Source organism: Sphingobium sp. BYY-5 (genome assembly GCF_022758885.1).
Taxonomy (GTDB): domain Bacteria; phylum Pseudomonadota; class Alphaproteobacteria; order Sphingomonadales; family Sphingomonadaceae; genus Sphingobium.
Window position 1 is genome coordinate 17,311 of the sequence record NZ_JALEBH010000002.1, and the last position, 23,663, is coordinate 40,973.

The following is a 23,663-nucleotide window of genomic DNA, read 5'->3' on the forward strand; positions in this document are numbered from 1 at the left end:
TAATCCTCTCCTGGGTGCGGCTCAGAAGCGCAGAGTGCGCAGGGTTTGGAAGCTCTTGGTGATGTCGGGAATATAGGGCGCCGGCGCCTGGTCGTTCTCGACGTAGAAATGGCGGGCACCGGAAACCGCATTCAGTTTGAAGATGTCCCCAAAGTCGATCGTCCCTGTCCCTACCGATGTCATGCTGCGGTCAGCGCGCATGTCCTTTACATGATAGGAATAGATGCGACCGGGCAGGCTGCGGATCAGCGCCTGTGGGTCCTGCCCAGCATAGATGGCCCAGTAGAGATCGAGTTCGATCTTGATGAGAGCAGGATCGGTTTCCTTCACCAATCGGTCGAACAGGCTGACGCCGTCCGGTTTGACGGTGAATTCGAAGTCGTGATTATGATAGGCGAAACCAAGCCCTTCCTTCTTCAACTGCTCGGCAAAGCGGTTGAAATTGGCGATCGCGACCTGCCAGGCGTCGGCATTGCGATGCTTGTCGACCATATAGGGCAGGACGATCGTATCCGCGCCGAGGGTCTTCGCCATCGTGACGCTGGCGTCGAAACGGTCTAGCAGCGCATCATAGCCCACATGGATGGACGGACTCTTGAGCCCCAGCCGATCCATGGTGCTTCGCAATAGTTTATGGTCCATGGCGTCATAGCCACCACCGCCATATTCCACTTCGCGATATCCGATCTTCGCGATCTTCTCCAGCGTACCCACAGGATCGGTCGCGAAGATTTCCCGCACCGTAAAAAGCTGTAGCCCGATCGTCCGGATCTGCGCGGCGGTGGCGGCCCCGGTAAGGAAAGGCTGACCGGCGAGCGCCGCGAGGCCGCCTGCGCCCATCATCATGGTACGACGGTTCATCTTCATCATCATGCGGAATAGACCTTATTGACCTGAGAATAGGGGAAGGCGCCATTATATTCGCCGGGAACGGGCAAATATTCGCGCTCCTGCGTGATGCCGATTTCCGACGTGTAATAGCCGACAATGACGAGCTGTCGGAACGCCTCGAAAAACTCCGCGCCCTTCTGGAAGCCGTTATTCATGGCCAGCGTCAGCAATGCGTCCTGCTGCGCAGCCGTGGCGCGGTGCGCGGGGACATTATAGTCATGCTGGCTGCGTGCATCGATTTCCGCCAGGCCGGAGATGATCGGACCCTGATCATCGGGATCCGCCCAATCCGCCAGCAGCTTCTCGATATAGGCCGGAACACCGGCCGAGATCGCGCCGGGCGTATCGGTCGCGGGGATGATGCGGTCGCACAGCGCTGTCATCAAAGCGCGCTGATCGGGCGTGAACACTTGGATGCTCGGCGTGCCCTCGCTGATGACGGCCTGAGCGGGGATGATGCCCGCCGCCCGAGCGATCGGGGCGAAAAGTTGCGCGCCGAACATGGCGACCATGCCGGCAAGCGCTTTTCTGCGATCGATCATTGTCCTACCCCCTTGAGATCCTGTGCGATGGCCGCCTCGGGAAGCGGGCGGACCCAGATGTTGCGGAACGAAACCGGGCTGTCATGGTCCTGCAACTGGATGGGCGCCTTGTCGCCATGTGCCGTATATTTTGCGATCTGCCGCCATGCAGTTGTGCCGAGCATCGCCTGATGGTTCTGCACCAGCACGCCGTTCAGCAACACCGTGACATAGGCCGGACGCGCAAGGCTGCCATCCGTCGCGAAATGGGGGCGTTCGAAGACGATGTCGTAGCTCTGCCATTCGCCCGGTTGGCGGGACGGGTTCACCAAAGGCGGCTTCCAGGCATAGACCGCCCCGGCCGCACCGTCGGCATAGGTTGGGTTCTGATAGCTGTCGAGGATCTGCACCTCATAACGCTGCATGAACCAGATGCCGCTATTGCCACGGTCCTGCGAGCTTTTCTGTGGCGGATTGGGCGACCGAAATTCCAGATGGAGCTGAATATCGCCAAATTCCTGTCGGGAAATCAGATTATTCTCGCCGCCGCTCTTGGCGCGGGGCGGGATCGTCATGATCCCCTTTTCGACCGTCCACGGACCACGCTCGCCGCGCCAGGCGTCGAGTGTTGAGCCGTCAAACAGAATGATCGCATCGGATGGAGCACCACCAAGCTTCGCCGCGGGCGTGACGACCGGTGCGGGTGGCCGATCCGGATCATGGACATGCCATGTTCCGCCGGGCAGGATCGGTGTATCCTTGAAGCCCGGTTTTTCCTGTGCGTTCGCCAATGTGCCGAGCATGATGCCGGCCACCACCGCAGTCCCGATGCGAATGCCTTTCATCCCGTCGTTCCCCTTCAAGTCTTGTCGATCGCGCGATATGCGGCGATCAGGCGTTCTTCGCCTTCGCGCCCGTCCAGCGAATTGCCATGTTCCATGCCGATCACGCCGGCATAGTGGTGTTCGCGCAGCCAGCGGACGATGTTGCCAAAATTGATTTCGCCCGTTCCCGGCTCCTTACGGCCGGGATTGTCGCCGAACTGGATATAGCCGACCTCTGCCCAGCAGGCGTCGAGCGTCGGGATCAGGTTCCCCGACTGAATCTGTTCATGATAAAGGTCCGCCAATATCTTGACGCCGGGGCTGTTTACGCCGCGCGCAACCGCATAGCCTTGCGCGATCGACTGCATGAACACGCCGGGATGGTTGGTGCGGGTGTTGAGCGGTTCCATCACCAGCACCAATCCATGCGGCGCGACGATGTCACCGGCGCGTCGCATGAGGTCGATGATACGCCCCGTCTGGATGTCCTGCGGCACCCGGCGGTCCATGAAGCCGGTGACGACAGTCATGTGCTTGGCGTTCAGACGCTTGGCGACATCGATCGACGTGCGGATGTCCGCCAGGAAGGCTTCCCTGTCCGCGTCGTCGTTCGCGCCCAGAACGGGACGAAAATCCGCCCATTTCGGCATACTCGCGACGAACACACCCATGGACATGTTCCGTTGGGCGAATGCGCGTGCCATCGCCTCCTGCTGCTCGACCGGGCGTTGGCGCGCTTCATTATCCTCCCAGGCGCGAAAGCCCTGATCGGCAGCGAAGGCGATCTGCTCCAGTAAGCCGCCCCGGCTGGCGAAGCTGCCTTCATGCGGGGCGTAGCCGAGGGAGAAATGCGCGGCGTTCGATCCGCCCTTTCCGGCAAGGGCCGACATGGCCGGTGTAGCGGCTGCGGCAAGGCTGGTGGCGATCATCGCTCTCCGCGACACGCTCATGCTACGCCCTCTGCAACCCGGGCGGCGCGTCGACTGGCGCGGCGCTCCGTCACCCAGATCAGGCCGAAGACCGCCAGCAATATGATCGGCACCAGCGTCAGCCGCGCGAAGGACTGGGACGCTGCCGCATCCTCTACCTGACGCAGGGCCGCGCCAGTCAGCCGCGTAAACGCCTCAGGCCCGCCGGCAATTTCCACCTTCGCTTGATCGAACATCTCCCCCAGTCGTGGCAGGACGAAGAAGCTGGCGAGCGCACCCGCCGATCCGACCAGGCCGAGTGCCCAGGCGTCGCCGCGCGGATAGCGCTCTGCTACCGATGCCAGCATTGTCGGCCACATCGCGCAGACGCCCAGGCCCCAGATGGTCGACGCCAGGATGGCGGTGGCGGGCGATTGCGCCTGCGACAGAAGGAACAGGCCGATCGCGGCCAACAGGCTGGAAATCCAGAGCAGTCCCGGATTGGAAAGCCGACCGGCGATGCGTCCGGCGAAATGGCGGAAGACGAACATCAAAGCGCTCACATACACGAGCAGCAGGATGCCGCGCATACCGACCCGGTTGCTGAGCGCGACATCGATCCACTGGCCGGGCGCCAGTTCGGACGAGGCCGTCAGGAACATCGCGCCGAACCAGACGAAGAAGCTGGGGCGGCGGAATACTTCCAGCATCATGTCCTTCGTGTTGGCACTGCTGACGGTTTTCGGCGGCTCGGGGAAGCTGGTCGTCGCGGCAATGACGATGACGCCGATGGCTGGAAGGAAGACGAGCGCCATGATCGCCTGCCAGGGGAGCAGCGGGGCGAGGAAGACGCCGGCAAGGCCACCGACGATCAGTCCGCCCGGAAACCAGGCGTGCAGCACATTCAGCCGATGGGTCGTGTCTTCAGGATAGAGTCTGGCGGTCAGGGGATTGATCGACGCTTCGGCAAGGCCCCAGCCGATACCGCTCAGCAGCATCCCCAGCCATACGAGATGGTAGATGCCCATGCCGCTGGCCAACCCGCCTGCGCCAATTATCAAGGTGGTGCCGACAAGGAAAGCGACGCCGCATCCTATGAGCATTCGCCGCATACCGATCCGGTCAAGCAGCGCGCTCCCGATGAAGAGGGTGATGGCGAAGCCCAGGAAGGCCGAACCGAGTGCCGAGCCGATAAGCTCCCCCGCCGCAATGGGTGCGACCGGATCGATCCATTGCACCTTAAGGCTGCTTGCGATCGCCGCGCGCAACGACGCGCTGGTCGATGCGGTGAAGAGCGCAAGAACGCTCAACCAAAATAGCCTGTGCCGGTTTACGCCCACCATACCCGCTCCTGTCGCTTTGTTCCGTCCCGTCTTTTTCAGGATCGGACTCGATATTTCTTTATCAGCTCAGCCCCAGCCATTTCCGGTTGTTGCCGGCGTCGCCGCCACCTGCGAAATCGTCGAAGGCGCGTTCGGGCTGGCGGATCATGTGCGCCGCGATGAAGGGCGCACCCTCCCGCGCACCGTCCTCGGGATGTTTCAGGCAGCATTCCCATTCCAGCACGGCCCACCCGCTATAACCATATTGGGTGAGGCGCGAGAATATGCCGGTGAAATCGACCTGTCCGTCGCCCAGCGACCGGAACCGGCCGGGCCGATCGACCCAGTCGGCATAGCCCCCATAGACGCCAGCCCGGCCAGTCGGGTTGAATTCCGCATCCTTGACATGGAACATTTTGATGCGGTCGTGATAGATGTCGATGAACTGGAGATAATCCATCGCCTGCAACACGAAATGGCTGGGATCGTATAGGATGTTGGCGCGCGGATGGCCGCCCACGACATCCAGGAACCGCTCGAAAGTCAGGCCGTCGTGCAGGTCTTCGCCAGGGTGGAGTTCGAAGCAGACATCAACCCCCTCTTCATCGAACGCATCCAGGATCGGTTTCCATCGCCGACCCAGTTCCGCGAATGCCTCATCGACAAGGCCGGCGGGGCGCTGTGGCCAGGGATAGATGAACGGCCATGCCAGCGCGCCGGAGAAGGTCGCATGAGCGGCAAGGCCCAGTCGACGGCTCGCCTTCGCCGCCAGCTTCAATTGATCGACGGCCCATGCCTGCCGCTCGGCTGGCTTGCCGCGCAGGGCGGGCGGGGCGAAAGCGTCGAATGCTGGATCATAGGCTGGGTGGACCGCGACGAGCTGTCCCTGGAGATGAGTCGAAAGTTCCGTAATCTCCACGCCCGCCTCGCGACAGCGGCCTGTCAGCTCGTCGCAATAATCCTGGCTCTCCGCCGCCAGCGCAAGGTCCATGCAACGCGGATCGTTGCTGGGCACCTGTATGCCTTTATAACCGGCCTGCGCCATCCAGCGGGCGGCATTGTCCAGCGTGTCGAACGGCGCGGCGTCACCCATGAACTGCGCCAGGAAAACAGCCGGACCCCGCATTACCGAGCGGGTCGCCATTATTTCAGGCCCTTGAGAAAGGTGATGATGGCGGCCCGCTTGGCGGGATCGGGCGTCGCGATCGGCATACGGGTTCCCGGCACCTTCTTCGTGGGTGCGGCCAGATAGGCGTCCAGCGTCTGATCGTCCCATTTCAGCTTCGACGCCTTGAGCGCGGCGGAATAATTGAAACCGGGAAGCGATGCGGCCGGACGGCTGGCAACGCCATTGAGATTTGGACCAATCCCGCTCTTGCCGTCTTTCTGCACGTTATGACATGCGCGGCACGCGGCAAAGGCCGGAGGCGGCGAAGGCGCCGTCTGGGCACTGGCCATATTGGAAACAATTACGGTCGCGCTCAGCGCAGCCGCCATCAGGCCGAAGCCCGCTACCCTTGTCACCCTCGACTCTCCGTCGTTATGTATCGTTGCCTATCATTTACCGGTAAACTGTGTCAGATCAAGAACAAGAATCAACATTGTGTCGATTGACGGCGAATGGAGGAGAGATGGGAAGAAGGGTGCTGCGTTTGGGCATGGCGGGCGGCGGAGAGGGGGCTTTCATTGGCGCCATTCATCGCGCTGCGGCCGCGCTGGACGGCGAATGGCGGTTGGTGGCAGGCGCATTCAGCAGTGATTCTGAGCGCAATCGCCGGTCGGGCGAGGGCCTGGGGGTTGATGCTGCCCGGACCTATGCATCATTTGATGCCATGCTGGCGGGTGAGAATGCGCTTCCTCCGGAAGAACGCATCGATGCAGTGACTATCGTCACGCCGAATCATCTCCACACGCCCATGTCGATCGCCGCGCTGGAAGCTGGGTTCCACGTCTTCTGCGAGAAGCCGATGGCGCTCAACCTTGCGGAAGGGCGTGCCATCGCCGCAGCCGTGCGCGGCACAGGCCGTCATTATGGGCTTGCCTTCACCTATAGTGGTTATCCCTTGGTGGAAGAAGCCCGCGCCAGAGTGGCTCGTGGCGACCTGGGCGCTATCCGCCTTGTCCAGGTGGAATATTCCCAGGGCTGGCTTAGCCGGGCGATCGACCGCGACGGGAACAAGCAGGCCGAATGGCGCACCGATCCCGCGCGCGCCGGGCTGGGTGGCTGCCTGGGTGACATCGGCACGCATGCCTTCCAGCTTGCGGAACATGTGTCGGGATTGCGGGTGGATCATTTATGCGCGGACCTTACGACCCATGTCGAAGGGCGGCGACTGGACGATGACGTCAGCGTACTTCTGCGCTTTGGCGGCGGCGCGCGCGGCGTTTTGAGAGCGTCGCAGGTGGCTGCGGGCGACGAGAACGGGCTGAAGCTGCGCGTGCATGGCGAGCATGGCGGGCTGGAATGGGCGCAAATGGAACCGAACACATTGACGCTGCGCTGGTTGGATCGCCCCGCTGAGATAGTCCGCGCGGGCGGCCCGGGCCTTGCAGACACGGTGGCCGTACGAATGCGTACTCCCGCCGGCCATCCTGAAGGTTATATCGAGGCGTTTGCCAATTTGTACCGGGCTTTCGCATCGCGATTGCGGGACAGCGCGGCGACGGGGGCTTCGGCGCCGGGAAGCGCCGATTGGTTCCCTTCCATAGAGGAGGGAGTAAGAAACATGGCCTTCGTCGAAACCGTCATCTCAAACGCGGGAAGCGATAATAAATGGTCCCAGCTACTGGTGGATTGAACGACGTAGGGAGCTAGGCTTCCCTTTCATAAAATGCAAACCGGTGGGGATGGCTTTGCTGTCCCCACCAGAGATTTGATCGAGCGCCACAATATGGGTTGGGTGATGAAACGCTGCACGGTTTCTTCATCCTGTCCGTCGGTCAGGTGCGGACGAACATGTCCAGCCCCAAGCGCTCGGCTGCGTGCTTCATTGCGGTTAGATCCGAGCCGACAGAATAACCTATTCCGCCGGCTCGTTACTCAAGTCGATAATTATTCGCGTCCACTCTTTGCAGCATCCGGTGCATTGAGCGGGCCGCCCTTCACAGCCGGAGCGTCCTTGAGATAATGGGCCAGCCAGCCCTGCACTTCCCGATAGAATTGGCGGCTGTCCTCCGGCTTGGTGATCCAGTGCCAGGCATCGGGGAAGATCAGCAACCGGCTGGGCACCTGCATCCGCTGCAACGTAGACCAGGTTTCCAGTGTGTTGGACATCGGTACGCGGAAATCGCGCTCGCCCGCCGTCAGCAGCATTGGCGTCTTCCAGTCCTTGGCATAGGTGATCGGACTCTGGTCGCGCCACACCTTGCTGTCACCCCAGGGAGGACCGCCGCTCGCAATCTCGCGGCCATAATTGAAGTCGCTGGTGCCCCATTGGGTCAGCAAGTCGACTTCGCCCGCATGGCTGACGATGCATTTGTAGCGGGTCGTGGTTGCTTCCATCCAGTTGGCAAGATGACCGCCATAGCTCGCGCCGCCGGCGCAGGCATTGCCAATGTCGATAAAGCCGTAGCGCTTGCCCGCCTCGTCAACAGCCTGGTTGATCTCTTCGGCAGGGCCGCGCAACGGATCAAGCTTGATCGCGCGGGAGAAGGCCTCGCCATAGCCGGTCGACCCCATATAGTCGGTCATCAGCACCACATAACCCGCGCTGGCGAGCAGGTGATAATTCCATCGCAGGCCGATCTGGTCGGTGTTGGAGGATGCCGGCCCGCCGTGCATCAGCACCATCAGCGGATATTTCTTCGCGGGATCGAAGGCAGGCGGCGTCACGATCATATTGTGGATGCGGCGGCCCTTGCTGGTGGTGAACCAGAAATGCTGGGGACTTGTCCAGTCGATCGTCGCTGCCAGGGCCGTGTTGACGTTGGTGAGGTTGGTGTGCTGCCTGGCGCCGGGATTGATCCGGACAATCTCCGCCGGGTTCACCGCGCTGCCGTAGCTGGCGATCAAGGTGGCGGACTTGGCCTTGGACGGGATGGTGATCGCGGTATAGCCGCCGGTCTTGGGCGCGATGACCAATTCGGGTTCGCCGCCTGCGGCCGATAGTCGATAGAGATTTTCCATGCCTGCATCTGGCACGGTCAGATAGAGGGTGCGACTGTCGGGGGTCACGGCAAAGCCGTCCACCTCGCGGTCGAATTTGCCCGTCAGCGGCGTTGCGGGGCCGCCCGCAGGCCAGGCGACGCGATGCAGGCGCGCCAGATCGTAAACTTCCTCGCCCTGAGCATTGAACTTGAAGATCAGGTTCTCGCCGTCGGGTGTGAATGTCGGGTCGTCATATTCACCAGCCGCAGGAGTGAGGAGGGCTGGCTCGCCGCCGCCGGTAGGCATATGATATAGTCCGGAATTGACCCGCGCATGGGCCGCATTCCAGCGTTCCGTGGTGGCGATGAAGACGATTTCCTTGCCATCGGGACTCCAGGCGGGGGCAAGGGTCGTACCGCCGTCGCCCTGAGCATTGCCACCGAACCCGTCGGTCTGCGCCAGTTTCGTGGGCGAGAGAATGTCGCGCGCCACCGCGCCATCGGTGAGTGGCTGAACCCACAAGCTGGGGCGTCGGTCGTCGATCCAGTCGTTCCAATAGCGGATCGGAAAATGCTCGTAGACGCGCATGTTGAACTTGCGCCCCTTGCGCTCGTCCACCGCCTTCTTGTTGGCGGCGGCGTCCAACGCACCCGGATAAACCTGGCTTTCGAACAGAATCGCCTGTCCGTCCGGCCGCCATTGCGGATTGGCGGCGCCTGTCGGCACATCGGTGACACGCCTGGCGTCGCCGCCCGCAAGGTCGAGGACATAGATTTGCGCGACCTCATCCCCCTCGCGTTTGGTCGAGAAGGCAAGCCGGCGGCTGTCGGGCGCCCAGGCCGGATCGCTTTCGGCCGCTTTGGTCGCGGTCAGGCGGCGTGGCGCGGTTGATCCATCAGCCGGTACGATCCACAGATCGCTGACCGCAGCGTCTTTCTCATAGGATGGCTCGTTCAACGAATAGACGACCCATTTGCCATCGGGACTGATCAGCGGCGCGCCAACACGCTTCATCATCCACAGCGTTTCATGCGTCAGAACCTGTTTGGGTTGGGCAATAGCGGGCGTACCGCAAAATCCCCCAACCATCGCCGCAGAAAGCAGGAAGCGCGCTATCATTCTCATCATCGACCCCGTTTCGATTCCCAGGCAGACATATCTGCCAATTCATTCCTTCTCTCACAACGATACCCTGCCGCTGCAAGCATGACGATGAGGTTCATGCACTTCACTTTTCGGGATGAGTTATTTTTCAAAGACTTGTCGGAAGGGGAGGGGTCACATAAATATTAGTTCATATTCTAGAATTAATCGTATATATGAATGAATGTCATCGAGTCCACGAGCCCAATGTTCGGGATGCGCTGGCTTGCAGGGTGGCGCGCCTGATTCGAAAGAACCGCTGCCTGATATGGGGAGAGGGTGGTTACAACAGTGGTTGTAGGCGTTCACACATATAATTTAAGGGCATATCGCCAAGTAACGTCCAGCGTGCGTCTGCATCGCGCTGAGTACCAGCTATATTGTTTTAATAATCCGAAATTTATAGCGGCATCTGGCCTGCTCTTCTGAATAATTTTGTCTGTCGAAAATGGGAAAGGCAGAATTTTAACTATATTGTATCATAAGCATACAAATGGGGAGGGTGTACAACATGACGTTCAAGCAGAATATTCTTGGCTCCAGCCTACTCGTGCTGGCATATCTTGCTGCTGCGCCGGCAGCTTTGGCGCAGGAAACATCAACAACGCCACCGCCGGACCAGAAGCGCATTAGCGCGTCCGACGCCGTGCCCGAGATCATTGTGACGGCGCAATTCCGCTCACAGAAGCTTCAGGATACGCCGCTTTCTATCACCGCGCTCAATGGCGAGGCGCTCGAAGCCAGGGGACAGACCAACATTTCCGAAGTTGCGGCGCAGACGCCTAACGTCACGCTGGCGCCGCAGAACGGCTATCTAGGCCCCGGCATCATCGCCTTCATTCGTGGCGTGGGCCAGTCCGACCCGAACTTTGCGCTGGAACCGGGCGTGGGCATGTATATCGACGATGTCTATCTGCCAACACTGACCGGCTCGCTGCTGGACCTCATGGACCTGGACCGGGTCGAAATCCTGCGCGGCCCGCAGGGGACGCTGGCAGGGCGCAATTCGCTGGGCGGCTCGATCAAGCTTTATTCCGTCAAGCCTCAAGGCGATGGCAGCGGTATGTTGGAAGCCACCTATGGCAGCTATAACCGTATCGACATGCGCGGCTATATCGACCTGAAGCTAGCCGATACGCTGTTCCTGCGCGTGTCGGGCGCGACCAAGAATCGTGACGGCTATGTGAAACGTCTCGATTATGCGCAGACGCATCCTGGGTCGAACGTGCCCACCCAGGCCACCGATGCCGACCCGGTGCTCGGCACCTTGGGGGGGCAGAGCTTTGTCGCGACGAAAGCGGCGCTGCGGTGGCTGCCCAGTGAGGATATCGAGGTCAATGTGTCCGCCGACTATACACGGCAGCGGGACGAAGCGGGGGCAAGCGTATTGCTCTTCGCGAACAAGGCGGGTGTGTTTCCCGGACCCAATGCCACCGGCGGTCCCCGTCCCTGGCTGGCGGGCGTCAATGGCAATCCGGTGCCGCTCAATTGTGCCTTTGTCGCCTTTGGCGTGAATAGCTGCGACACACCTCCGGGCGGCTATAATCGGCGTTTCATCAATTATGGAACGTTCGTCGACAACGCGACGAAGGATGGTCAAATGGCCTATAAGCCGCTGTCGCTCGACCCGCATTCGGATCTCGACAATTATGGCTTCGCCGGCACGATCGACTGGACGATCAGCGATGGTCTCGCGCTCAAGTCCGTCACTGCCTATCGTCACTATGAAGCCGACTGGTCCTTTGCCGAAGGCGCCCCGGTCCAGTCGTCGATGTTCGAACAGCAGCAGACCAATACGCAGTGGAGCCAGGAACTGCGCCTAAGCGGCAACGCGCTCGATCGACGGCTCGACTATACGGTGGGTGGCTTCTATTTTGATACCAAGGGCAAGTTCACCGGTCGCATCGACCTCAACTATGCCGGCATCGATTTCCTCCACGGCCCCGACCCCACGCCCGCGACCAACAAGGCGTTGTTCGCCAATGTCAGCTTCAAGCCGGTCGATGCGCTCACGCTGACGGGAGGTATCCGTTCCTCCTGGGATACGAAGGATTATCGCTATGTTCGGCATAATCCGGATGGCACGGAAATCCAGGGTCCATGCCAGTTTTTCCTGGGAGCGCCGACTGCGGGACCGACCGGCGTGGGCAACTCGCCCAACTGCCTGCTCTTCGGTCTCAATGGTTTGGAAGCGCATTTCAAATCGCAGCGGACTGACTGGCGCGTTGCGGCCGATTATCGCTTCTCGCCCGAATTCATGGTCTATGCGCAGGTATCGACTGGCTATCGGGCTGGCGGCGTCAATCCCCGGCCTTTCTATCCCAGCCAGGTGCGCCCCTTCTCACCGGAAACGATCACCGCCTATGAAGCAGGCTTCAAGTCCGACCTGTTCAATCGCCTGTTGCGCCTCAACGTCTCTGCTTTCTTCAACGATTACAAGAATATCATCCTGACCGTATTCAACTGCCCGACCGATGCGGGGGCAGAGGGGACGCCCTGTCTTCAGCCAACCAATGTCGGGTCGGCGGATGTCAAGGGCTTCGAGATCGAGACCACGTTGCGGCCAATGCGAAATCTCAGCTTCGACGGGTCGCTCAGCTATCTCGACTTCAAATATACTTCGCTCGGCTCCGCCAATACCGGCGTCACGCTGGACATGGTGCCGCCCTACACGCCCAAGTGGAAATGGAATGTCGGCGCGCAATATGACATTCCCGATGTTCTGGGCGGCGGGCTTAGCTTCCGCCTCGACGGCAGTTACCAGTCTCACATCTATGTGGATGCGATCAATACCGACGCGGCGATTGTTTCCACAACCGATGCCGGTGCGGGCGGCGGTGCCTTGCCCACCCTGGTCGCGACCAGCCGGATCGATGGCTATTTCCTGGCCAATGCCCGTGTGACCTGGCGCAGTGACGCAGACGGTTGGAGCGCATCGCTTGAGGTGCGAAACTTGACCGACAAATATTATTTTACATCGATGAACACCAATTTCAGTTCGGTGGGCGTTTTGTCGGGCGCGCCGGGCTTGCCGCGCACCTGGGCGGTGACGGTCAAGAAGCAATTCTGACCAATTGATCGGGCGGTGCGACTTACCGTGCCGCCCCTTCTTCCTCCCTTATGCCATTCTCCTGAAGGAGGTTCCCATGACCAGAGGCTATCCCGTGCGCTTTCTTGCCGCGCTCTTCCTCACCACGACCGCCGCATCCGGCCCCACCGCTGACCGGGCCGACATTCCGCCCGATCCGGTCGTCCAGATGCGGGAGCATTGGCTGGACGCGGATATCAGCGCCTTCAATTTCCGCCACTCTGCGGACATGTTCGAAACCCGATCCGTGCCGCATGGCGATGCGGTACGGGCTCTGCCCGAAGGCGTTGGACTACTCCCTCCCGCCTATCGGCAAGGCGGCGTCACCCGCAGCTATGACGATTGGGCGCGCCGGACTTATACCAACGCGCTCATCGTCCTGCGGGACGGCAAGGTCATTTTCGAGGATTATCGCAACCGGTCCCAACCGTCCGATCGGTTCATTTCCTTCTCCATGGCGAAGTCGATCACGTCGCTGCTGATCGGGATCGCGCTTGATAGGGGCTTGATCGCCTCGCTGGACGACCCCGCAGGCAAATATGTCCCCGAACTACGCAAGGGGGCGTATGGCGATGTGACGATCCGGCAATTGCTCCAGATGCGGTCCGGAGTCGACTATGAGGAGCGTTATGATTTCGGCGAGAAGCCGAGCGTCGCCGCGCTCATTCATCGGCATGCCATTGTGCTCAACCAGGAACGTTTCGCCGATCGCGCCGTGGGCATTACGCGCGCGGCCAGGCCGGGCAGCCGGTTCAACTATGCGACGCTCGACACCGCGGTGCTTGGCTGGATATTGGAACGGGCGACGGGCCAGTCGCTCGCAGCGTTTACCGCCGCCAATCTATGGCAACCGGCCGGCATGGAAACAGATGCATTCTGGATCGCCGATGGGCCGGAGGGGGTGGGCCGCGAATTGTCCGGTATGGGTTTCAACGCTACTTTGCGGGACTATGCCCGATTAGGACAGTTGATGCTGGACGATGGTATGCGCGAGAGTAAGCCTGTCCTACCGCGCGGCTGGATCAAGCAGGCGACCAGCATGATCCGCTTCGATCAGCCAACGCCTGGAGGAGGCCTGGGCTATGGCTTTCAGTTCTGGCAACTGGATGACCAACCCGGCGCCTATACGGCGCTAGGCCTTGCCGGGCAGTTCATTTATGTCCACCCGAAAAGCCGCACGGTCATCGTGAAGCTCAGCCATTACCCCCTTCCCGAACCGTCGCATGTCATGGCCGAGACGCTGGCCTATTTCCACCAGCTAACCGCTCCCTAAGGGGGAATATGGAGTGCAATCCGCAGCCTGTTGAAGAGGATGCCGGTTCCGGCTTTCCCCCATTCCACCTCATGGACAGGGATCGGGAATGTCGCGATGAACGCTTTCGATCGCGGCGATCGCTTCGTCAGGGAGGATGATGTCGACGCTGGCGATGTCGGTCTTCAACTGTGCCAGGCTTGTGGCGCCGATAATGTTGGAGGTCACGAACGACCGGCTGTTGACGAAGGCCAGCGCCAATTGCGCAGCATCGAGTCCGAAGGCCTGCGCGATTGCGACATAGCGTGCGCTGGCCAGCGGTTGGTTGGGCAGGTCATAGCGGACGAACTGTCGCGCGACATCGCGTCGTGACCCGGCCGGAATGACGCCGCCCAAATATTTGCCCGTCAGGTTGCCGCCGGCAAGCGGCGAATAGGCCAGCAGGCCGACCTGCTCGCGCAGCGCGAACTCGGATAGCCCCTGTTCGAATGTGCGATTGAGGAGATTATAGGCGTTCTGGATCGATGCGACGCGCGGCCAGCCTCTTTCCCGCGACAGGCGCAGATATTCGGACACGCCCCAGGGGGTTTCATTGGACAGGCCGAACTGACGGATCTTGCCCGCTTGCACCAGGTCGACAAGGGCGTTCAGCGTTTCTTCGATCGGCACCGTGTCCGGATCATCCTCAATCGTCCTCAGCCCGCGCCGCCCGAACGACGGAACGGTACGATCCGGCCAATGGACCTGGTAAAGATCGATATAATCGGTCTGGAGCCGGCGCAGGCTGTCCTCGACCGCCAGCTCGATATTGCGCCGGTCCAACCGGTTGTTCCCGCCGCGGAACTTGCGGATCGGATCGCGCGAGGGGCCGGCGACCTTGGTGGCGAGGATGATGTCGTCGCGCCGGCCACGCTTGCCGATCCAGTTTCCAATGTAGGTTTCGGTGAGGAATTGCGTGTCGGCGCTGACCGGTGTGACGGGATAGCCTTCGGCCGTGTCGATGAAAGTCACGCCCTGTGCGAACGCATAGTCAAGTTGTTCATGCGCCTCCGCCTCGCTGTTCTGCGAGCCCCAGGTCATGGTGCCGAGACAGATCAGGCTGACGTTGATGTCCGTGCGGCCCAGCGTGCGATATTTCATGCGCCTCTTTCCCAGATGGATGTGTGTTGAGAGGGCTCTAGCTGCCGGGACGGGGAAGGGAAGGGGCGAAGGCAGCCTTGAACATTATTCATGGATCGATAAGCCGCGCTGATCGAAGTGTCTGGCGAGCGATGGGCTTTTGCCGGTCCTTGTCCGCACGGGGAGGACGATATGCCTTCCCGATCGTCAGCGATTCAGCCTCTGCATCACTATGGCGCGCAGGCGGCGTGCGCCGGCCGGATCCAGGGGCGCGAGCGGGCCTTGCGCATGTTCGGGCAGATGATCGCGGGCCTGTTCCGGCGGGCCGAACAGATAATGATCGAAAAGCGCGCGCCATGCCGCCCGTTCCGCTTTGGGTCGGCTGCGCAGGCTGAGCAGGCCGTGGAACAGCGTCGCCATCGGCGTGTCTACGAAGTCGGGCACGCTGTCCCACCAATAGTTCATCATGATGTTGAAGCCGTCCAATGCTTCGACCTGATGCCACCACAGGGCAGGGTAGAAGAGAATATCGCCCGGCTCCAGATCGGCCACCTCACATGCTTCCATTGCGGTGGCGAAGCGGGGATAGCGGTCAAGATCGGGGGCGGCCGGGTTCACCATGCTCACCACTTGCCCGCCGGGCGTAGGGTCGAGCGGGCCGGGATAGAGATTGCCGACCTGATCGGGCGGGAAAAGCGTGAAACGCCGACGCCCTACCAGACAACATGCCAGGTTGCGCGAACTGTCATAATGGGTCGCTGCGACGGTCCGGTTGCCGATCCACAGGCTGATCGTGGGAACAGCATCTCCAAAAAGGGACGGCAGATCGTTATGCGCGCGCAGACCGGGGAAATATTGATCGACATCGGTCGAGCCGACATACACCGCCGGCCCCGTGCCCGTCCTGTCGGCCCGGATCATGTCGAGATAATGGGGCAGGGGCGCACGGCTCCGTTCGAAGTTGAAGCCGGTCAGCGCGTCGTCGTAGAAAAAACGTCCGCCCGCTTCCTGAGCGCCGACATATCCGGTCACGGGCGCGCCGCCATAATGGGACAGGAGTTGTTCCATTGCCGCCTGTGCGGATTGACGACCCGCAAGGACCAGGGGCCAATTTTCGACAAAGCCGGTAATGATGGCCGGCCGCTGATCCGCCAGAAGGTCGGCCAGCCATCCGTCCGCCAATTGGGTTGCGGCGATCCGGCGTGTTTGGCGCGGCATTACCCCATCATCCTCGCCCGCTTGCGCAGGATCAGATATTCGACATTGGCGAGCGAAGACCGGATAGCGAAGGCAAGGCCGAGAAATCCCGTCTGGTTGAGCGCGAGCAGATCGTCACCGCTGAGTTGGGCGAGCCTGTCGGCATCGATCGTGAAGCGATTATGGATGGCATAGCGCTGCGCATCGTCCAACTCGATGTCTAACGCGACCGGCGCGAGCAAACCGGTCATCTCAAAGGCGGCGAACATCGGCTGCATCATCATATGGCCTTCATGGATCGTGCGCAGCGTATCCGCCACGCGATCAAGATGAGGGCCGTTGCCGCCATGAGGAAGAAATAGCGGTTCCCCTTCGTCACCCACGCGCGGATCGTCCAGATCGATGTGGACCACCGGGTGATCCATGCCGTCGCGCGACTGTATGCCAATCAGAAAGGGGCCGCGCCGGTGGACGGCTGGAACATAGCGGGATGTCCAGCCATCCGCGCCCAGGAACAGATTCTCGTCTCGATCCAGACCTAGAAGAGCGGTGAGTTGCCATGCGCTTTCCGCATCCTTTTGAATCAGGATGGGGAATTCCCGTTGTACGGCCTCAACCTCCGTAGGAAAGATCAGCGTTTGATTAACCGCGTCGCCAAAGGCCGCGCCGGTGCGCTGCGCGATCCGAAGGTCGGCATGAGCGATATTGTCGAGTAACATGGTCTTGGTCATGAATCATCCGGCGAGCCGCACCATCAGCGTGGGCATTAAAACATCGTGCGGAAGAAGAAGAAACCGTTTTCGCCAAATGTTCCAGGCCGGGATCGCCATGCATGGCGATCCCGGCCTGCCCCCCTTAGAAGCGGAAACGTCCCCCCAGCAGGAAGCGACGGTCCAGTTCCTGCGCGTACCAGAGGTTGCTCTTGTCACGACCATAGGTCCGGATGTCGCTCTCGGTCAGGTTGAGGGCTTCGAACGACACGGCGAACTGTTCCGAAACATCCCAGCTTATGTTGAGGTCAAGTTGGCCGAAGGGGCGCACGAACACCGGGTTGCGATCGCCACCACCCCGGTTTGCGGACTGGAGGAACTTGTCGCGCCAATTGTATGCGAGGCGAGCGGAAATGCCGTTCTTGTCATAGATCAGCGTAGCGTTGGCGGTGTCGGACAGACCGACCAGCGCAAACTGATCTTCGCTCGGATCAGCGCCGACATCGATGCCGACATCGCCGCGGACGAGCGTATAGGCGGCCGACACACCGAAGCCGGTATTGCCGAAGAAATGCTGCGCGGCGAGTTCAAAGCCCCAGATCTTGCCCTGCCGATTGTTGATCGGCTGGGTCACTTCGAAATTATATAAGGGATCGTTGGCATCGGCGACCAAGTCTACCCGGCGTAGAACCTGATCTGCAAAATCCTGATCCAGCGCGCCATTGATGACATTCGCCTGGTACTGTTGCGACGCCGCCTGGATATCGCCGCCTGCCTCTTGCAACAATGCAGTCATGGTGAACAGATTGACGTCGGTCGGATCGTAGCGGAGCCGCTGCAACTCCGCCAAGGCTGTGCCGGAACGCGATCCCGGCGCACCCGAACTGGCGTCGCGGAGGCCGAACAGGTTACGGGTCGTCTGACCGGTGCCAACGAAATTCTGCACCCGCTTTTCGAACACGCCCGCCGAAATATAGCTGGACGGTTTGTAATACCATTCGAACGACAGGTCGAGATTGTCGGAAATCAGTGGTGCCAGGCGGGCATTGCCGGTCGACCCGCTGGCAAAACCGCCCAGCGCGATCGGACGCGGCGGCGTGCCAACCGAAGTGGCAACGAACAGATTGCTATAATCGGGGCGGGCAATGGTCTTGCTGAAGGAGAAGCGCCCGATGAAATTCTTGGCGATCTCAATCTGGAAATCCATTGCCGGCAGGAAATTATTGTAACTGCCGCTGTCGGAGATAGGTTCGATCTGGTCGGAGACGGACACGACGAAGTCATTGTCCGCCGTCCAGGTGATGCCGTTGGGTATGGCGATCAGAGACGTCGACTTGACCTTCGTGCGTTCATAGCGCGCGCCGACGACCAGGGTGGCGCGACGGCCGGCCAATTCGCCCTTCCAGGTCAACTGGCCATAAGCGGACCAGATGTTTTCGTTGACGCGATTGTCTTCCCGATTGGTGATGCCCACCGCGTTCCCGCGCGCTGTGTAATAGGGCGACAGCGCATTATAGAGATCGACGGCATTGCCCTGGAACGCGACCAGCGTCGGCCCCTGCCCCTTGGCATCGAAATTGTCGAATTTACAGACGAGGCAATAGGTTTGGAGAACGCCGGGCGCCTGGCTTTCAATGTCGCCGACATTGCCGATGCCCCAGTCGCCCAGAGTCTGCTGAGTCTGGGTGCGGGTCTGTCGCATCTTGGACGTGCGATAATTGCCGCCGACATCGAGCCGGCTACCCAGATCATCCAGTTCCCAGCCGAGATCGGCTCGGATTTCGTTGATCCGCTGGCGTTGCGAAGAAGACACCGTGCGGCCCATCTGTGAGCCGATGTCGCCAAGGTCGAGTTGGCCGTTACCATTGGGACCACGGCCCGGCACCGCGTCATTGATGACAATCGTCTGGACGGGGATGACGCCGCTGAAATCCGCCGACTGCGATGCAACGACGGGCGCACCCAGGCCAACCAGCGTTGAACTGACGCCAGCGGGGTTGTTGGGCGAACTTTGGGCAAGGCCGGTGTGGCCATCGATCGACAGGGTGAAGCGATCGTTGATTTCCCATTTCGCGTTCAGGCCATAATCCTGGAGCCGGTTGCGCACCCCGCGATAGGCCTGTTCGAACGCGGCGTCCTTAACGCCCGCTATATTTTCCTGCAGGAACGTGGTGGTCGCAATGACCGGATTGTCGTCGAACTCCACTTGCGCGAAGGGACGATTGAACCAGTTGCCTTGGCTCGCGCGCTGTTCGCTCTGCTTGTTCTGCGCAAACAGGGCATCGGCGGTGAAGGTCAATGTCTCGATCGGACGGAACTGTACGCTAGCCGATCCGTTGATCCGTTCACGCGACCCTTGCGAATAAAAATAGCTGCTGTCGTTCGGAACGGAGACGAGCGTATTGGGGTCGCTCGGCGCGTTGCGGATTTCCGTCGCCGCATTGACGAAGCCGTTCGCCGGATCCGCGAACTGGCTGTAGCGGCGGATGTTCCAGCCATTAACGGTTGCGCCACGGGTCGAAAAATTGCGCTTCTGGTAGCTGCCGAAAATGGAGACGCCGAACACCTCATTCTCGTCGCGCCAGCTCAGCAGGCCGGATGCTTCCGGCGTGATCTTCGCCGGGTCATCCAGACGCTTTTCCACGCTGGTGTCATAGAGCGCCTTGACACCGATCGTGCCGCTGAATCCAGCGTCCCGTGCATCCAGGGGCTTGCGCGTCACCACGTTGATCGCCGCGCCGATGCCGCCCGATGGCACGGCTGCGCGACCCGTCTTGTAGACTTCGAGCGTGCTCACGCCTTCGGATGCCAGGTTGCCGAAGTCGAACGAACGGCTAGTGCCGGTCGACGTGTCCGCGTTTGAGTCGCCGCCCACGGTGGTGACATTGGCCGAAGGCAGGACGCGCCCGTTCAGTGTCACCATGTTGAAGCCGCCGCCAAAGCCGCGCACCGTCACCTGCGACCCTTCGCCGTTCACGCGGTCGATGGACACGCCGGTGATGCGCTGAAGGGACTCGGCCAGGTTGGTGTCGGGGAATTTGCCGATATCTTCTGCGGAAATCGCATCGACAACGCCGTTGGAATTACGCTTGATGTCGATCGCACGATCAAGGCTGGCGCGCACACCGGTAACGACGATGTCGGCTTCGGCATTTTGCACCGCATTGTCCTGCGCCTGCGCAATCCCTGGCATCATGCTGTATGTTAACGCTATCAGTGACGCGCGACGCATCAATCCTGAATATGGTAAGCCCATTTCAACATCCTCCCTGTTAAAACCGCTCGTTCGGTTTGCGAACGTTATTGTTTTGTTATGCTACTCATAAAGTCAACGTTGTCAATTATGTTGAAGTCGTAGGATGGCTCCCTCCATAAGAGATTGGGAGGGACATGCATCATTCTGATTTAAAATGGATTTCTATTGAAAAATCACTTCCGGGCAATTGAATGAGGCGAATATTCAAAATGTCTTCTTAGCATACAAATGATGCCGCCATCCTTTCCGCAATATGCTGGCAACATCTCTCCTATACTGGACTTGCCGGACAATAGGATTTCAGGAATTCGCGATGGGTGGGCATCTCTGCAGCGATCTGCGCGACCTCAGTACGCATCCTGGCCAGCTCATCGCGCAGCTTTTGCTCGGGCATGAGTTCCGCTACATGATGATAACCCTGCGGATGCACCCGCTGGCCCAGCAGAACCGTTGCCCAGCTATCGATCCGAAACAGTTCATGGGGAAGCTGATGAGCGCGCCCATTTTCCTGCCATAGCGCCAGCCTCTCCTTCAGGCTGTCTGGAATGTCCATCGTCCGGCAGTGCCGCCAGAAGGGGGAATCGTCGCGCTCGGTCACATGATAGTGCAGGATGATGAAGTCGCGGATATTCTCGAATTCCTGCCGGGATTTGTGATTGAAATTGCGGATCAGCGCATCATCGAAGCCATGGAAGGGGAAGTCCTCGATCAATCGTGTGACGGCAGCCATCATCAGGTGAATGCTGGTGGATTCCAGCGGTTCGATGAAGCCTCCCGCCAGGCCCAGGGCAACGCAGTTTTTATGCCAAGCCTTGGCTCTCGTCCCAGTCTTGAAACGCAGCAGCCATGGCTCGACGGTCGGCTCGCCCTCGATCTCAGCCAGCAACCGGGCGTGCGCCTCATCATCCGACATGAAATCACTGCAAAAGACAAAGCCGTTCCCTTCCCGATGCTGCAACGGAATGCGCCAACGCCAGCCGGCCTCATGGGCGATTGCCGACGTATAAGGCTGGCTCGGGCCATCGGAAGAGGATTGCACGGCAACCGCGCTGTTGGTGCGGATCCAATGGCCCCAATCCTCAAATTCCACACCCAATGTTTGGCCAAGCAGCAGAGAGCGAAAACCGGTGCAATCGATGAACAGGTCCGCCTCGATCCGAACGTCTGATTCCAGCACCAATGCCTTGATGAAACCGCTTTCCGGCTCTAGTTCGACATTGCGGATCTTGCCCTCCACACGCTTGACCCCCGCGGGTTCGGCCAGCTCTTGGAGAAAGCGCGCATAGCGGGCCGCATCGATATGATAGGCATAGCTGGGTACGACTGAGGAGCCTAGCGACATGCGGTTTGCTTCGCCCGCGACCCATTCCAGGCAATATTCTCCAATGTCGCCGCCGAACCCCTGGGCGCGGGCATGGAGCCAGAAATGATGAAAATCCGCCATCCAGCTCCAGCGAAGGCCAACTGCACCAAAGGGGTGGATATAGCGATCGCCGATCCGCCCCCAGTTCTTGAACTCGATGCCCAGCTTTATCGTTGCCTGCGCTTCGGCCATGAACCGGTCTTCCTTGATTTTCATCAGTTGATGAAAACCGCGAAAGGTCGGCACGGTCGACTCGCCGACGCCGATGGTGCCGATGGCGTCGGACTCGACAAGCGTGATGTCGATGAGAGGCCCCAGGTGGCGCACCAGCGCGGTCGCAGTCACCCAGCCTGCGGTTCCGCCTCCCGCAACGACCACGCGCTTCACCACCCGCTCCGAAGACGGCATATTCTTACGATCCATATCAATCTTTCCAGATAAACGGAGGGACGTTGGATTTCGGCAACATTTGATCGCTCAAGGAAATCAGACGATGCTGGTGCTCTGGATATTATTATTCCTGGAATCGTCGCTGCGTGTATCGCCGCTCTCTCCGCCAGATCCGATCTTCTTCCTGTAGACGATATCGACCAGAGGAGATGTCATTAGCGTGGTTACTATAGTCATCAGAACCAGGATGGAAAACAGGGTCGGCCCGATAATCCCCCTTTGCAGGCCAATGTTGATGACAAGTAACTCCATCAGGCCGCGCGTGTTCATCAGGGCGCCCACTGCCATCGCCGTGGGATTATCCTGTCCCGTCAGCCGCGCGGCGGCCCAGCAGGCTCCGCCCTTGGCCAGGATCGATCCCAACAGGATCACGGTTGCAACAAGAAGCAGAGCCAGGCTGTCCACCATTGCCAAGCGTGTGTTGAGGCCTGAAAATGCGAAGAATAACGGCACCAGAAGGGCGGTAGTCATCGGTTCGAGCTGCTTTTTGACCTCACGCGAAACGATATCGCGCGGCATGGCGACGCCCAGCAGGAAGCCACCGAAGACCGAATGAAGCCCGGCCACATCCATCGCCCATGCACTCAACGCAAACAGCATGAGAACCGTCGCGAGCAGGGGTGGCGTGATCCGCCCTTCGCGCTTCGCCCATCGCGCGATGGGTGCGAACAGCCTGGGCCCCAGGCAGAGCATGAAGACTGCAAACAGCCCACCGCCAATGATCGCGTTGGCTGCGACCGTCGGTCCGGCGCCGAGGCTGGCGAGCAGGATCGCCAGTATCGACCATGCTATGGCGTCGTCCATCGCACCCGCTGAAAGCGCGAGCGAGGCAAGAGGGGTCTCCGCAAGGCCTCGTTCCTGGATGATGCGGGCGAGCACAGGGAAGGCGGTGATTGAGATTGCGACCCCCATAAACAGGGTTGCCTGATAATCTCGAACCTCTTTTCCAAAAAGGCCGAGGTGGAGCAGCCATGGCGTGAGCGCGATCGCCACGAGGAAAGGCGCAATGATGCCGGAAAGGGAGACGGCAACGGCGCTTCGTGCATTGAGCCGAAAATGATCCGCGCGAAAGCCTAACCCGACCAGAAACATATAGAGGCCGATGCCAAGTTGCGCCCCGGCGTACAGGATGGGCTTTGTATCCGCTGGAAAGATGGCACGTTGAATGTCGGGACTGAAGAGGCCGAAAAGCGATGGTCCCAACACTATGCCGGCAATCATGTCACCGATCACCTGGGGCTGGTCAAAGAGGCGTTTGATCAGCCAGCCGGTAAGGCGGCACGCTCCAAGTATCACGCATATCTGGAGAAAAAACGCCGCGCTCAAATGGCCGAAATCCATGCCCCCCTCCCGCTTTTATGTCCCCGCGTACCCAGAATTGTTGATCTTGGTGGTTGCGGCGATCCCTATCCCAAGAATGGCAGGTTGGCGTATATGGGCAAGTGCTTTTCGTAGTCGGACACTATGCAGCAGCCGGAAAAGCAACAAGATACTACCAAAATCCTCTATAAGCGGGGCCTCATTTCCCGCAG

General features: G+C 60.2%; 17 protein-coding genes. 3 read left to right on the forward strand and 14 right to left on the reverse strand.

Annotated features, from left to right (window positions below; translation table 11 throughout):
- Window positions 1-21 precede the first annotated feature (21 nt).
- The 7 genes from MOK15_RS16475 to MOK15_RS16505 all read right to left on the reverse strand — a co-directional run bounded on the left by MOK15_RS16475 (window position 22) and on the right by MOK15_RS16505 (window position 5,990).
- On the reverse strand, window positions 22-867 hold the full coding sequence (locus tag MOK15_RS16475; protein WP_347567243.1) for a sugar phosphate isomerase/epimerase: 846 nt from the start codon (window positions 865-867) through the stop codon (window positions 22-24).
- Window positions 868-869: 2 nt separating this feature from the next.
- Window positions 870-1,433 carry a gluconate 2-dehydrogenase subunit 3 family protein gene (locus MOK15_RS16480; protein WP_242932814.1) on the reverse strand — a complete coding sequence of 188 codons (564 nt, stop codon included), beginning with the start codon at window positions 1,431-1,433 and terminating at the stop codon, window positions 870-872.
- Entirely contained in the window at window positions 1,430-2,257 is an 828-nt protein-coding gene (locus MOK15_RS16485; RefSeq protein ID WP_242932815.1) for a DUF1080 domain-containing protein, read from the reverse strand. Before MOK15_RS16485 ends, MOK15_RS16480 begins: the two co-directional genes overlap by 4 nt.
- 14 nt (window positions 2,258-2,271) lie before the next feature.
- The gene (locus MOK15_RS16490) at window positions 2,272-3,186 is read right to left on the reverse strand and encodes a TIM barrel protein (protein ID WP_242932816.1); all 915 of its coding nucleotides are present in this window, start codon (window positions 3,184-3,186) and stop codon (window positions 2,272-2,274) included.
- A complete protein-coding gene (locus tag MOK15_RS16495; protein WP_242932817.1) occupies window positions 3,183-4,454 on the reverse strand; it encodes an MFS transporter in 1,272 nt (423 codons plus the stop codon). The genes MOK15_RS16490 and MOK15_RS16495 overlap by 4 nt, the downstream gene beginning before the upstream one ends.
- Before the next feature lie 94 nt (window positions 4,455-4,548).
- Window positions 4,549-5,610, reverse strand: coding sequence for a sugar phosphate isomerase/epimerase (locus tag MOK15_RS16500; protein ID WP_242932818.1), 1,062 nt, complete (start codon window positions 5,608-5,610; stop codon window positions 4,549-4,551).
- Window positions 5,610-5,990, reverse strand: coding sequence for a c-type cytochrome (locus MOK15_RS16505; RefSeq protein ID WP_242932819.1), 381 nt, complete (start codon window positions 5,988-5,990; stop codon window positions 5,610-5,612). Before MOK15_RS16505 ends, MOK15_RS16500 begins: the two co-directional genes overlap by 1 nt.
- Window positions 5,991-6,097: 107 nt before the next feature.
- On the opposite strand from MOK15_RS16505, the gene MOK15_RS16510 reads away from it, so the two are divergent.
- Window positions 6,098-7,264 carry a Gfo/Idh/MocA family oxidoreductase gene (locus MOK15_RS16510; protein ID WP_242932820.1) on the forward strand — a complete coding sequence of 389 codons (1,167 nt, stop codon included), beginning with the start codon at window positions 6,098-6,100 and terminating at the stop codon, window positions 7,262-7,264.
- A gap of 254 nt (window positions 7,265-7,518) precedes the next feature.
- Here the strand turns inward: MOK15_RS16510 and MOK15_RS16515 are convergent, their stop codons facing one another.
- Complete coding sequence (locus tag MOK15_RS16515) at window positions 7,519-9,681, reverse strand: S9 family peptidase (RefSeq protein ID WP_242932821.1); 2,163 nt, start codon at window positions 9,679-9,681, stop codon at window positions 7,519-7,521.
- A 526-nt stretch (window positions 9,682-10,207) separates the two neighbouring features.
- Between MOK15_RS16515 and MOK15_RS16520 the strand changes: the two genes are divergently transcribed.
- Window positions 10,208-12,766 carry a TonB-dependent receptor gene (locus tag MOK15_RS16520; protein ID WP_242932822.1) on the forward strand — a complete coding sequence of 853 codons (2,559 nt, stop codon included), beginning with the start codon at window positions 10,208-10,210 and terminating at the stop codon, window positions 12,764-12,766.
- 76 nt (window positions 12,767-12,842) lie between these two features.
- Window positions 12,843-14,057, forward strand: a complete 1,215-nt coding sequence (locus MOK15_RS16525) for a serine hydrolase (protein WP_242932823.1) — start codon at window positions 12,843-12,845, stop codon at window positions 14,055-14,057.
- A 69-nt stretch (window positions 14,058-14,126) separates the two neighbouring features.
- Here MOK15_RS16525 and MOK15_RS16530 read toward each other — a convergent pair whose 3' ends face one another.
- The 6 genes from MOK15_RS16530 to MOK15_RS16555 form a co-directional block, all read right to left on the reverse strand.
- Window positions 14,127-15,176 (reverse strand): aldo/keto reductase, encoded by a 1,050-nt coding sequence (locus MOK15_RS16530; RefSeq protein ID WP_242932824.1) that lies wholly within the window; start codon window positions 15,174-15,176, stop codon window positions 14,127-14,129.
- 186 nt (window positions 15,177-15,362) lie between these two features.
- Entirely contained in the window at window positions 15,363-16,373 is a 1,011-nt protein-coding gene (locus MOK15_RS16535; protein WP_242932825.1) for a cupin-like domain-containing protein, read from the reverse strand.
- Window positions 16,373-17,083, reverse strand: coding sequence for a SapC family protein (locus tag MOK15_RS16540; protein WP_242932826.1), 711 nt, complete (start codon window positions 17,081-17,083; stop codon window positions 16,373-16,375). Before MOK15_RS16540 ends, MOK15_RS16535 begins: the two co-directional genes overlap by 1 nt.
- Before the next feature lie 124 nt (window positions 17,084-17,207).
- Window positions 17,208-20,258, reverse strand: a complete 3,051-nt coding sequence (locus tag MOK15_RS16545) for a TonB-dependent receptor (protein ID WP_242932827.1) — start codon at window positions 20,256-20,258, stop codon at window positions 17,208-17,210.
- A 331-nt stretch (window positions 20,259-20,589) separates the two neighbouring features.
- Window positions 20,590-22,089, reverse strand: a complete 1,500-nt coding sequence (locus MOK15_RS16550; protein ID WP_242932828.1) for a tryptophan halogenase family protein — start codon at window positions 22,087-22,089, stop codon at window positions 20,590-20,592.
- 78 nt (window positions 22,090-22,167) lie between these two features.
- Window positions 22,168-23,472 (reverse strand): cation:proton antiporter, encoded by a 1,305-nt coding sequence (locus MOK15_RS16555; protein WP_242932829.1) that lies wholly within the window; start codon window positions 23,470-23,472, stop codon window positions 22,168-22,170.
- Window positions 23,473-23,663 lie beyond the last annotated feature (191 nt).

Coding starts and splice junctions, on each gene's coding strand:
- MOK15_RS16475 (WP_347567243.1), bottom strand. CDS start 867: ATGAAGATGAACCGTCGTACCATGATGATGGGCGCAGGCGGCCTCGCG.
- MOK15_RS16480 (WP_242932814.1), bottom strand. CDS start 1,433: ATGATCGATCGCAGAAAAGCGCTTGCCGGCATGGTCGCCATGTTCGGC.
- MOK15_RS16485 (WP_242932815.1), bottom strand. CDS start 2,257: ATGAAAGGCATTCGCATCGGGACTGCGGTGGTGGCCGGCATCATGCTC.
- MOK15_RS16490 (WP_242932816.1), bottom strand. CDS start 3,186: ATGAGCGTGTCGCGGAGAGCGATGATCGCCACCAGCCTTGCCGCAGCC.
- MOK15_RS16500 (WP_242932818.1), bottom strand. CDS start 5,610: ATGGCGACCCGCTCGGTAATGCGGGGTCCGGCTGTTTTCCTGGCGCAG.
- MOK15_RS16510 (WP_242932820.1), top strand. CDS start 6,098: ATGGGAAGAAGGGTGCTGCGTTTGGGCATGGCGGGCGGCGGAGAGGGG.
- MOK15_RS16515 (WP_242932821.1), bottom strand. CDS start 9,681: ATGATGAGAATGATAGCGCGCTTCCTGCTTTCTGCGGCGATGGTTGGG.
- MOK15_RS16520 (WP_242932822.1), top strand. CDS start 10,208: ATGACGTTCAAGCAGAATATTCTTGGCTCCAGCCTACTCGTGCTGGCA.
- MOK15_RS16525 (WP_242932823.1), top strand. CDS start 12,843: ATGACCAGAGGCTATCCCGTGCGCTTTCTTGCCGCGCTCTTCCTCACC.
- MOK15_RS16530 (WP_242932824.1), bottom strand. CDS start 15,176: ATGAAATATCGCACGCTGGGCCGCACGGACATCAACGTCAGCCTGATC.
- MOK15_RS16535 (WP_242932825.1), bottom strand. CDS start 16,373: ATGCCGCGCCAAACACGCCGGATCGCCGCAACCCAATTGGCGGACGGA.
- MOK15_RS16540 (WP_242932826.1), bottom strand. CDS start 17,083: ATGACCAAGACCATGTTACTCGACAATATCGCTCATGCCGACCTTCGG.
- MOK15_RS16545 (WP_242932827.1), bottom strand. CDS start 20,258: ATGATGCCAGGGATTGCGCAGGCGCAGGACAATGCGGTGCAAAATGCC.
- MOK15_RS16550 (WP_242932828.1), bottom strand. CDS start 22,089: ATGCCGTCTTCGGAGCGGGTGGTGAAGCGCGTGGTCGTTGCGGGAGGC.
- MOK15_RS16555 (WP_242932829.1), bottom strand. CDS start 23,472: ATGGATTTCGGCCATTTGAGCGCGGCGTTTTTTCTCCAGATATGCGTG.